This window comes from Spirochaetota bacterium, assembly GCA_040756435.1.
Lineage (GTDB): Bacteria > Spirochaetota > UBA4802 > UBA4802 > UB4802 > UBA4802.
The window spans coordinates 18,017-30,067 of record JBFLZD010000042.1 but is presented as its reverse complement, the minus strand read 5'-3'; the positions used below and the strand labels follow the sequence as shown (position 1 = coordinate 30,067).

At 34.8% G+C, this 12,051-nt stretch carries 9 protein-coding genes; 3 read left to right on the top strand and 6 right to left on the bottom strand.

The window, feature by feature from the left end; all coding sequences use genetic code 11:
- Positions 1–125: 125 nt before the first annotated feature.
- The 5 genes from rpe to AB1444_11855 form a co-directional block, all read right to left on the bottom strand.
- The gene (rpe, locus tag AB1444_11875) at positions 126–812 is read right to left on the bottom strand and encodes a ribulose-phosphate 3-epimerase (GenBank protein MEW6527348.1); all 687 of its coding nucleotides are present in this window, start codon (positions 810–812) and stop codon (positions 126–128) included.
- Positions 793–1,821 carry a PASTA domain-containing protein gene (locus tag AB1444_11870; GenBank protein ID MEW6527347.1) on the bottom strand — a complete coding sequence of 343 codons (1,029 nt, stop codon included), beginning with the start codon at positions 1,819–1,821 and terminating at the stop codon, positions 793–795. The genes rpe and AB1444_11870 overlap by 20 nt, the downstream gene beginning before the upstream one ends.
- Positions 1,822–1,996: 175 nt before the next feature.
- The gene (locus AB1444_11865) at positions 1,997–3,448 is read right to left on the bottom strand and encodes a potassium transporter TrkG (protein MEW6527346.1); all 1,452 of its coding nucleotides are present in this window, start codon (positions 3,446–3,448) and stop codon (positions 1,997–1,999) included.
- 15 nt (positions 3,449–3,463) lie between these two features.
- On the bottom strand, positions 3,464–4,807 hold the full coding sequence (gene trkA / locus AB1444_11860) for a Trk system potassium transporter TrkA (GenBank protein MEW6527345.1): 1,344 nt from the start codon (positions 4,805–4,807) through the stop codon (positions 3,464–3,466).
- Between the two features lie 175 nt (positions 4,808–4,982).
- Entirely contained in the window at positions 4,983–5,189 is a 207-nt protein-coding gene (locus AB1444_11855) for a DUF2905 family protein (GenBank protein MEW6527344.1), read from the bottom strand.
- Between the two features lie 473 nt (positions 5,190–5,662).
- Here AB1444_11855 and AB1444_11850 point away from each other — a divergent pair, with 473 nt between their 5' ends.
- On the top strand, positions 5,663–7,525 hold the full coding sequence (locus tag AB1444_11850; protein MEW6527343.1) for an ATP-binding protein: 1,863 nt from the start codon (positions 5,663–5,665) through the stop codon (positions 7,523–7,525).
- Positions 7,526–7,529: 4 nt separating this feature from the next.
- On the opposite strand, the gene AB1444_11845 is transcribed toward AB1444_11850, so the two are convergent.
- Positions 7,530–8,537, bottom strand: a complete 1,008-nt coding sequence (locus tag AB1444_11845; GenBank protein MEW6527342.1) for a sigma-54 dependent transcriptional regulator — start codon at positions 8,535–8,537, stop codon at positions 7,530–7,532.
- 364 nt (positions 8,538–8,901) lie between these two features.
- Between AB1444_11845 and AB1444_11840 the strand changes: the two genes are divergently transcribed.
- Both AB1444_11840 and AB1444_11835 read left to right on the top strand, forming a co-directional pair.
- Positions 8,902–9,963, top strand: a complete 1,062-nt coding sequence (locus tag AB1444_11840) for a metallophosphoesterase (protein ID MEW6527341.1) — start codon at positions 8,902–8,904, stop codon at positions 9,961–9,963.
- Positions 9,960–12,050, top strand: coding sequence for a hypothetical protein (locus tag AB1444_11835; GenBank protein MEW6527340.1), 2,091 nt, complete (start codon positions 9,960–9,962; stop codon positions 12,048–12,050). Before AB1444_11840 ends, AB1444_11835 begins: the two co-directional genes overlap by 4 nt.
- Position 12,051: the final 1 nt, after the last annotated feature.

Below are 12,051 nucleotides of genomic sequence, written 5' to 3'. Positions count from 1 at the left end.
TGGCGGGGGTGTATACTATTTTATATTTTGTTCAAATTTACATAAATTAATGTAAAAAAACTATGTATTGAAATATATAGTAGTGTATTAGCACATTCTTAAAGCACATACAAATTTTATTGGATTTATAATTGTGCCTTTTTTGCTATTTCCAGTAACTTTCGTGCCTGTTTATTTACATCTGCAGATTTAAACACACTGCTGCCAGCAACAATAACGGTAGCACCAGCTTTTACAACATCAGCAATATTGTCTTCGTTAATACCACCATCAACTTCAATAATAGTAGCAAAATTATTGGTGCGAATGAATGTATTGAGCTTTTCTATCTTTTTCAAAGATGAAGGAATAAATGACTGCCCATAAAATCCAGGCTCAACTGACATAAGCAGCACCATATCTGTATACGCAAGGATATCAAAAAGCTGTTCAACAGGTGTGGAAGGATTAATGCTAATACCTGCTTTTATACCGCAATTTTTTATGCTTTGCAGCAGGCGTACCGGTTGACGGGTACTTTCAAAATGTATGGTTAAAAAATATGGCTTGCAGTCAATAAAGCTTTGAAGCGATAACTCTGGTTTTTCAATCATCAGGTGTATATCAAGTGGTATATCAGTGTGTTGCTTAAGGTTGTGTATATAACCGGGGCCAATAGTAATGTTGGGTACAAAGCTACCATCCATCACATCAATATGCAGAAAATGCATGCAGGAATGGTCAAATGTTGTTACCACTGATCCCAGGGTTGAAAGGTCAGTGGCAATAATAGATGGCGATAGTACAATGGTATCAGTCAAATTCTTCAACATCAAAACTTAACACCTTAACCTGTTTTTTATTGCACATAACGTATACACGTGCATTGCCTGTACGGTGGAATACACAATCTATAGTGTTACCCGGTTTCAAATTTTGCGAAAAACACAGCCTCTTTGATTTATTATCGCTTACATATATTTCGTATAGGCCTTCGTTTTCATCACCAGGCACGGTGTATTTGAGACGTTCATATGCATAATAAGGTTTATCCTTCATTTCGTAATAGTATACTTGAATGGTTACTGTTTGTCCTTCTGTGATAGGCTGACCTTCCTGTGGGGTAACACTGGCTATGATGCCACTTTGTGCAATGTCATTGGTGGGCACCACTGTAAATGCAACATCTACTTTTTTTGACATTAACAGAGGAAAACACAGGTCAACTGACTGACCCACAACTTTTGGCATAACAGGTTGCGTGGCACTTCCACTTGATACAAGCAGGTTAACCTTGCGGTCCAGTACAATCTTTTCACCTGATTTTGGGCTCTGGTCAATAACCACGTTGTCAGCAGTTTTTTCGGATGGTATATAGGAAATAACCCCAACACGCAGGGATATGGTTTTATCGTACAGATGCAGATTTTTAAGCTTATTGAGAGCAAAAGGCAATTCCATACCAACCACGCTGGGCATATCAATGGTTAAATTGCTTCTGCTGACTAAAAGACGTATGGTGCTGTTTTCAGATACTATCTCCCCTGGTTCTGGGTATTGGCGTAAAATAATGTCATTGTCAATATCGTGGACATCATAAAATTTAAGCTGCGGCTTTAATCCTTTACGGATAAGGCTGTTGTGCACATCAGCATAGCGCTTGCCAACAATATCAGGGATTTTAATTTCTTTTTCGGGTTTGGTCAAAACCACCACAATGATAGCTGAAATTATCAGGTATAATGATATAGCTATAAAAATTATAAATGCAATGCGGCTATATGGGTGCTTAAGCCACCCTTTAGAGCGCTCTATAATATCTTTCAGTGAATATTTAGGCATTGTTTTTACCTTCTATAATAAGTGAAGTAAACTGTACAGTAGTAGTATACCAATGAGATTTGAACACAAGCAAAATTTGTTTTTTGCGTCAAGAATTATTTTTCAAGATTTTGATTCTAATATGATTTCTGGGTATAATACAGATTATACGTGTAACTATTGTATATAGTAATTATTACCGCTTCCAGAAGTGAGGTATGCAAATTACCAGAACAGTATACAGTTCTAAACGCCCAATTATCATAGCAAATGACAATACCCATTTAATATAACTTTCATAAAATAAATAGTTTTTTGTGGGGCCAACATTTGCAAAACCCGGGCCAATATTGCCTAATGTGGCCAGAGCTGTTGAAAATGATGTGGTAATGTTATGCCCGTCAAATGCTATAACAAACGTAACAACAAGAAGAATCATTATATAAAGGAAAAAGAAGCCCATAACAGCATAAACAATATTTTTTTTCACCATATTACCACTGATTTTTAATGCAAAAACTCCCCGAGGGTGAATTAGTAATTTCATTTCATTGAGTGCCTGTTTTAAAAGTATAACAAGCCGTACAACCTTTATGCCACCACCAGTAGAACCAGAACACCCTCCAACAAACATAAGGATGAAAAGAATTGTATGAGCAAATGGGACCCATTGTTCATAATCAGCTGTTGCAAATCCGGTTGTAGTCAGGATACTAGCAGCCTGAAATGATGCAAACCGTACACATTCTCCTATAGTTTGATAGGTAGTACCATACAATGAGAGGGCTATTAATGTTGTTGATGTAATAAATATTAATAAATAAACTTTTAATTCTGTATCGCGAACAAGTGATTTGAATCTTCCTGTCAATAAACGATAGTGCAGTGAAAAGTTTATTCCAGCAATAAGCATAAAAACGGTAATGACACCGTCAATATAGGCTGAATTGAAATGCCCTACGCTTGCATTTTTTGTTGAAAAGCCTCCTGTTGCCAGTGTACCAAATGTATGAGAAAGGCTATCAAATAAATCCATTCCCCCAATCATAAGTAACAGAGTTTCAAGAAAAGTAAATCCAATATATAATAACCATAATGTTTTTGCAGTTTTAGTAATACGGGGAGAAATCCTGTCAACTGTTGGACCAGGAGCTTCAGCGCGAATAAGCTGTAGCCCACCAATACCCATCATGGGTAGTATTGCTACGGCAAGAACTACTATACCCATGCCACCAAGCCAGTGTGTTAGTGAGCGCCAAAAAAGTAGTGATCTGGGCAAAGATTCAATATCGGTTAGAATTGAAGCACCTGTTGTTGTAAAACCTGAAACAGTTTCAAAAAAAGCATCAGTATACGATGGTATTGATCCTGATATATAAAATGGAAAAGCACCAATAATTGAAGCAGATATCCAGCTAAACGTAACAAGAAGAAAACCGTCACGAGTTGTAAGAATTTCAACTTTTTTATGACGAAGAAGTATGAGTGTAATTGCAGCAACTAGTATCACTACTGCAATGATAAAGGCAAAAGCATGAAAGCTAGAATATTCACCATGAAATAATGCAATGCCAGCCGGTATTGCCATAAATGAAGATACAATCATAAGAAGAAATGATAAAATTTTTAAAATCAATAAAGGATTCACTTGCTTAAAACTCCGTTAGCCCTGTATAAATCGTTCAAGCTCAGGTATGGATGTTTTTTCTGCAATTATTATAACAAGATCATTAGGCTCTATAACAATGTTTCCATGAGGTAAAATATTTTTGTTATTTCGTACAACTGAAAGAATAATGGAATTTTCAGGGAATTGCATATCTTTGAGAGGTTTGCCAACTAAAGGATTCTTTTCATCAACTGAAAATTCAATAACTTCAGCTCGTCCATGAAAAATGCTATGTAAACTTTTTATATTCCCTCTTCTGATAAATTTCATTATTGCATCAACGGTACTGAGTTTAGGATTAACTGTTACGTCAATATCTAATCGTGAAGCAATGGCCAAATAGCTTGAATTTGTGACAAGAGCAATTGACCGTTTGATCCCCATGCTTTTTGCATAAAGGCTGATAAGCATATTGAGTTCCTGATTATCGGTGACAGTAACTATAAGGTCATGTTTTGCTATTTCTTCTTCATGGAAAACACTTTCATCAGAAATATCAGCATTCAGGATAAGCGCATCCGGAAATTTATCAGCTAAGAATTTGCATCGTTCATAATCAGTTTCAACTACAGTTATTTTTCTTCCAGTTCTAATTAAATATTGGCATGCAAGAGACCCAACACGACCTCCACCAATAATTACAATGCGGTCAATCTTTTCCTGCTTTTTACCCACTTGTATAAAAATACGAGTAAAATTCTTTTGTGTTGCCAGTAAATAGATATTATCACCCTCGCAGACTAAAGTATCGCCTGTTGGAATTAAAAAGTCATTATTGCGCATTATCCCTGAAATAAGAAATGGTTCAGAAATTCCTTTGCGTATTTCCTTAACTGTTTTATTGGCAAAGTATGACCCTCTGGTTATTACTATGTTGCGCATCTGAAGGTCAGTATTTTCAAAGAACATAACATCACTATCTGCACCAAGTGCAATAGTGTTTGCTATCTGTCGAGCTGTTTCAACTTCTGAATTGACAATCAGGTCAATGCCTAAGAAGGCTTTTCCCATAATCTTTGATTTAGAATAGTCAATATTACGGACACGGGCAATTTTCAGCGGGACATTAAATTCACTGGCAACAAGACCACAGGCTATCATATTTACTTCATCGGAGTTGGTTGCACTAATAAAAATTGAGGCATCTTTGGTCCCTGCACGTTTTAACGAAGATAAATTGGTGCCATCATCATTTATTACCATGCAGTCAAGATGTTCAGATATGAATTTGGCACGTTCGGGATTCTTTTCAAATATCACTACATCTTTCCCTTCGGAGATAAGCTGTTCGGCTATCTGATATCCAACGACACCTGCGCCAAGGATTATGGTATGCATTGTTCATCACCCTGTATGTTGGATGTGATACTCAATAAAGGAAGTATATAGTATAAGTTTTAGATAAAATCAATACAATAAATTGTACTGTCAATAATAAAAAAATTGATAGAATAATTACATTTATAAAGATTAAATTAACATCATAGTGTATATACTTGAGCGATAGTTACTGTTATTTAAAAAAACGCAAGAATACATTCAACAGTATAGTTAGAATAATGCTTATGATAATCATAGTCATAAAAGGAAAATAAACGGTTATATTACCTTTACTAAACATCACATCACCTGGCAGTTTCCCTAAAAATTTAGGGAATACTTGAAATAAGATTCCAGTTATGATTAACAGTATCCCTGCTAAAATTAATAATCTACCCATTTTTTATACTACCTCCCATTAAAATAGCGTTCATAATGAGTGTCACTTATCCTCACTACCTATCAGGATAATGAGGTAAACTCTTCCCCCTTTTTCATCTCCGATTTTGTCGGAGTGAGAATGGCTTTCATTGTATTATCGCAAACCTAAAAAGAGCTGAAGCAATCTTGTTTTTTAACAATCACCACAGCCTTTTAAGGCCTTGCAATGACGTTGTTGTTCTTTAGATTGACACGTCTTTGCGGGTCTTGTAATAACGGCACTATACAATATATCAAAATACTTTATTCTTGACAATCCCTTTCATATACTATAGCATAAAGTTGAAAAAATGTTGATGTTTATAAGAAATATTGTGTAGGAATAACTGAATGTGTTATTTACCCAACTATATGTAAAGGATAAACTATTTATTTATGTAGGAGTTGCTATTATTATGAATAAATAGTATCAAAAGATTTTAGTATAATCATATGGAACATTCTATTGACAAAAATTTCAGGATTAAAGAGCTTATTGATAATCTTCCGGATGTTGTTATTTCGGTTGATTATCCTTCTGGTATTATACAGTATGCAAACGTTAATGCAATTGAACGTTTGGGGTTTACAATAAAAAGAGCAAAAACACTACGCGACCTTTCGTATTTTGTGCTCCCAAAACACAGAAGAAAATATTTACAGCACTGGCGGGATATAAAAGATGGGATTCTGGTGCCATCGCTTGTTTTTGAAGTTAAAACAATTGATGGTAAAATTATATGGGTTGAACAGAAAAATATTTATATCAAACAGGGTGATACGGTTATCCGAATACATGCAGTAATACGCGATATTACCGAGCGCAAGCGTTTAGAAGAAGAGATGCTACAGGCTTTTTACTTTTCAGAAAATCTATTTCTACATTCGCCGTATATAATATTGCTCTATGACAATGAGGGATATATCAAGCGGCAGAATATGACATTCAGAGCTATCGCTGAGCATGTAGATACTATGATTCCCAATTATAATGTGTGGAAAGATAAACAAATTCAAAAATATGGTATTGATCTTATTTTTAAAGAAGTTGTGCGTGGCCGTATTATGGATATTCCCCGATTCCCGTATACCGTTAAAATTAAGGGTGAGGAGGTCACATTTTATTTTGCCGGAAAAGCTTTCCCATACATGCGTTCTTCACGTGAACCTGAAGGCTTTGTTGTTATGCTTGAAGATGTTTCGGCACGGCAAAAGCGGGAAGAGGAAACACTTGAAACAAAACGGCTTGAAAGTGTAGGAAGGCTTGCACGGGGAATAGCGCATGAATTTAATAATATACTGGCTGGTATATCAGGATTTGCCGAGATTCTTTTACGTAAATTGTCTACGGAAGATCCCAACAGACATTTTGCAACCAGGATATTTGAAGCTGCAAGCAAAGCAGCAACACTTACCAATCAATTGTTAGGCTTTGCCCGTGGACAACTATATAATCCATCGTATTTAGATATTCGGGCTCCCATAATGTATGCTATAGGTGCTACACCCAATCTGCATAACAGGATCATCATAAAAAAAGAATTTGAAGAATCTGAGTATAAAGTATATGGTGATGTTAACCAGCTGCGACAGGTGTTCATTGAAATACTGCGCAATGCAGCAGAGGCAATTGGTACAGAAGGTGAAATTGAAATTAAAGTAAAGTACGTAAGCAATGAATTTCTGCCAGCAGAAGTCAGAAAAAAATATGTAAAATGTGTTCAGATTGATATTATTGATTCTGGAACGGGGATTGATGATTCACTGATTCCCAAAGTATTTGAGCCATATTTCACCACAAAAGATAAGTTAAAGCATACCGGTATGGGCCTTGCTATTGCATTTGGTCATATAAAAAATCATGAAGGGCACATAACACTATCGCGGGAAGAAAAAGGTACAAAAGTTACAATTTTATTACCTGCCATCAAACAGCCTGACCTTGCAATTATAAAACAACCACGATATCAACGAATATTAGTTGTTGATGATAATAATGAAACATGTCTGTTGTTACGCTCTTATTTTGAGGACAGTGGCGCTTTAGTTACTATATCCAATAATGGATTAAGTGCTGTTGAAATGATACAGAATGCTCCCAACCGATTTGATTGCATATTTCTGGATCTCATCTTGCCTGATATAAATGGCAAGGATGTGTTAAATAGAATAAGAAATTTTAATCCAAACGTACCGGTATTTATAATGAGTGGGCATGACATGTCTTCATTTATCAGTGAACACGGAAATGATCAAAATCTTTTCTTTTTAATGAAGCCGTTTAATTTAGATGACCTTGATGTGTTGTTGAAATAACGTTTTAGTGTATCCCGTATTTTTTTAGTTTTTCATACAATACACTTCTGCTGATTCCTAACATCTTGGCTGCTTTTGATTTATTATTATGCGCAAGTGAAAGCACATAAAGAATATGTTTTTTTTCAAAATCTTCTAAAGCTTTAAAAAGGTTAAGGGGCGATAGTTCCTGTGATATACCTTCTTTATATTCAGGTAAAATTTGCATAAATGTGTCTTTTGATAGTATGGTATCGTCCTCAACAATCATTGCATGTTCGATTACATTTTGTAATTCACGGACGTTGCCTTTCCATTCTCTATTGGAAAGCAGCTCCAATGCATCATCACGTATACCGATAATAGTTTTTTGGAGGTCATGCGTATACATATGTATGAAGTGCTCAGCAAGCACTGGTATGTCATCACGGCGTTCACGTAATGGTGGTATATGAAGCTCAATTGCAGAGAGGCGGTAGTATAAGTCTTCTCTGAAATTCCCCTGCGCAATTTCTTCATCCACATTGATGTTCGTTGCACTGATAATCCGTACGTCAACTTTTACTATTTTACTTGATCCTACCGGTTTGATTTCACGTTCCTGTAAGAAACGTAAGAGCTTGCTCTGTATTTGTGGTTTAAGGTTACCAATTTCATCAAGAAATATAGTACCACCATTGGCTTCCTCAAACAGTCCTTTTTTATTTTTATCAGCGCCGGTAAATGCTCCCTTAATATGGCCAAACAGTTCCGATTCTATGATGGTTTCAGTGAGTGTGCTGCAATCAACAGGTATAAACTGATTATGTTTTCTCTGACTCTCCTCGTGAATTGCACGGGCAATAAGTTCTTTGCCGGTGCCGCTTTCGCCCAATATCATGACTGTAGCTTTTGAGCCAGCTATCTGCTTTATTTTGTTTTTAAGAGAAATGATAGTTTTATTGTTGCCAACTATTCTATCAATGCCTGTTCTTTCCTGTGGCAAATTGGTTGAGATTTCCATTACAGTTGGCGTTGAATTAATTCCTTGCATTTTCCCTTGCTATAAGATTTTAATATTATTTCTGTGGTAATAATGCACCACTGTTACAGTATGCTGATTGCTTTATTACTATGCTTTCAGTTTTAATTTTTATATTATTGTCAATCCCCTTATATAAAGAGGGCTACAGCACTTTTACCAATAATCACAATAAATAGTATTTATACAATCATTTTTTTAAATTATGTTTGACCAAAGTGTCGTTATTTGCAAGTATAATTCAGAATTTTTTTAAAAAATTATGTAATGTATACTCTGCTGCTTATTGTGGTGGTATGCAAATAGTTGATAATAAAATATTTTGAAGCAATAATAACTTAAAAATAAGTAAGTGCGTGAAAGTGAAATATAAACAATGATTTCAATTTTGTTGATGTCTGACATACACTTTGGTTCAGATACGGCACTGCCCTATATTGATGATAGTGTCAGATTTGCCACGTTCCAGAAGATCTGTATGATTGCTAAGCAGCATTCAATTTTTATTATTGCTGGGGATCTATTTGAAGGAACTATCGCACAAAATCCCTATTATAGTTCCATAAAAGACCTGTTGCAGTCATTAGTACAGGAAGGCGTAAAAATTATATACATTCCCGGCGAAGCGGAGCTGGAGGATGGCAGTAATAGAGATGTAATACGTGAAATTCCTTCTACGGTTACATTATTTGGTAGCTCCAACAATTACTGTGATCTTGTTCTTGATAAGGAGATAGTGTATTGTTATGGAGGGAATAATGACATTGCAAGTGTTACAAAGGCAAGCAGGGAAGGTTTCCATATTGGTGTTTTCCATATTGACCTTGAAGAAAATAATCATACTACTGGTGATTCCCATGTGATTTCAGTTAAACTGTTAAAATCAATGCCCTTAGACTTTTATGCACTGGGGCATCACCATAATTTTTCAATGTATAAGTATAAGAATAAAATTATTGGAGCATATCCCGGAAGTCCTGAGGCAGTAACACTTGAGGAAACGGGTGATAGATATGTCCTTTCAATTACTGTCATGAATAATGAAATTCATCAGATAAAACGTATCACAGTAAATTCATTACGGATTGAATCGCTGACTGTACAGTGCGATAGCATCCATTCAAATGATGAGTTGCAAAACCTGCTAAAGCCGTATAACAAACCTTCTATTGTGTTACACTGTATACTGGAAGGAGTCCGCTCATTTGACAGTAATCAAATATTGGCTATATGTAACAGATGTGCTGGTGTAATGATTAAGGACAATTCAAAGCTATCGGGTGAATTTATATGTGCTATGTATAAAGATGAGAAAACACTCAAAGGCTATTTTTTTACTGAATTGCAGAAGAATTTTGACAATGTTGCTGGAGATATAATGCTGGACATTATCAATGATATTGAAAATATCTGTTCAACTTATAAAGGTGATCTGTGAAGTTAGTACGGAGTATAGTATCAAAAATTGGATTTGCAGAAAGCAAACAAACAGATTTTAATGATGGGATTCATTTTATTTTTGGCAAAAATAATTCCGGCAAAACACTCATTTCAAAAAGCTTTATTGATACATTGTATCCTGAAAATCCATCATTAATTGATAACGATGCATGGGATACAATGTTTGCCACATTTACGCTTGAATGCAGCCAAACAAAACTTGATATTCAGAGAAAAGGCAATAAGGAATTAAAAATATTTGAATTTGCTTTCAATGGCAGCAGTCTTAAAGAAGATACTTTCCCTTTGACTGTAAGTCAGTGGAGCTTGTCCGTTCACTGTATTCATACGTTGCACGGACTTTTTAATAAAGATGCATTTTCAATTGTTTCGTATATTCCTTCACCGCTTGATACACAATATTACAGTAAAGATTTTTCTGACAGCATAAAATCAATTCTTTTGTTGGATAGGTCGTTATATTACTGTGCGTTTTCCAGGTTGTTTACTGATACGTTAAACAAAACAGGCAATTATGCTCATGTGCTGGCAGAGATTCAGAACAAAATAAAACATTGCAAAACAAAACTTGATTTACTACAACTTAAGGAACAGAAACAAAATAAACATCGTGCAGAAATACAGGAAGTTAATGAAAAAATTGCGTCATATACCAGTGAAATTAATGAACTCCAGAAAAAGATAGACTCCTGTAATAGGTATATGGATACACTGGTTGCTATAGATAATGTTAAAAAGCAAATAGAGGATGTTAATGACCAGATAAAAGCGCTTGAAGAAAAGATAGAAACTATAGAAAAATATACAAAACTGATAGCTACCAAATATCCCCAGTTTAAAGACTTTTCCTCGGAAAAGAGGAACAATATACATACAATGCAAAACATATACCGGCAGATACAGGCAATTTCTGAGGAGATAGAAACTGTTATTTTTGGGCAGGAAAGCAAAAATCATGCGCTAGCACGTAACCTGTTAATAATTAATATTTTACTTGCGTTAGGGGTGCTATTTGTATTTTTAAAACCAATTTTTGGAATTACTTCGGTGCATCGCTGGTTGATGGTAAGTTTATTAATTTTGATTCAGATATCAAGTATAGGGTATTACCTTATTTATGTCATGATGCATTCGTTTAAAAAAATAGTCTTACCATTACAGCAACAAAAAGAAACATATCAGATTAAATTAGAGACATTACTGAATCAGAATGGCATATCACTTGATGGGATAACCATTGATGAAATTTATGAATTTTTATTACAATATTTTGAAGAATATAATGAATATAATGAAAAGCAGATAGACCTTTTGACAATACAGAAAGAAATTGATGAGAGTACATCAATTGATATACTTGAAGAGGAAAAAAGAAAGCTTGAAAGCAATTTAAAGATGTTGAATGAACAACTTCATACTCTGCAAGAAGATATTGGAATGGCAATAGAATCTGCAGAGCATAGCATGTCAATAAAAATGAGTATGCAGAATGAACTGGATGAAAAAAAGGCTTTACTGGTTTCATTGCAGAATAAGCTTGATACTATACCTGAGGAGATTATTGATTTTGACGATGAAAAGAATGGTATATTACAGGAGATAGCTGATCTGGAAAAAGAGCTGAAAACTATACATGAAAAAGATCGTCTTATTAATATCATTATAACTTCATTTGATACAGCGATGCGGCGTTATTATAAGGATAGATGTGATATATTAGCAAGTAAAGTTACGATAATGCTACAGGAATTTACCCAAAATAGGTTTGGAAAAATTGATGAAGAATATATAAAGAAAATAATAACTAATTCAGTTAATACACCCAATGCTTCATTAAAATACAGTATATATGTTGCTACAATCTTTGCTCTGTATGAATTACTCCAGCAGGAATTGCCAAACATTCATTTGCCGTTAATTATTGACGATCCATTTGTGCTTATGGATGAAGAAACAATGGGTGAGTTTATTAAAACATTACAGCAGTGGGCTGGTAACAGGCAGGTGATTGTTTTCACTCATAATTCCAATATAAAAAAATTGTGTGCAGTTACTGAAATTTAAT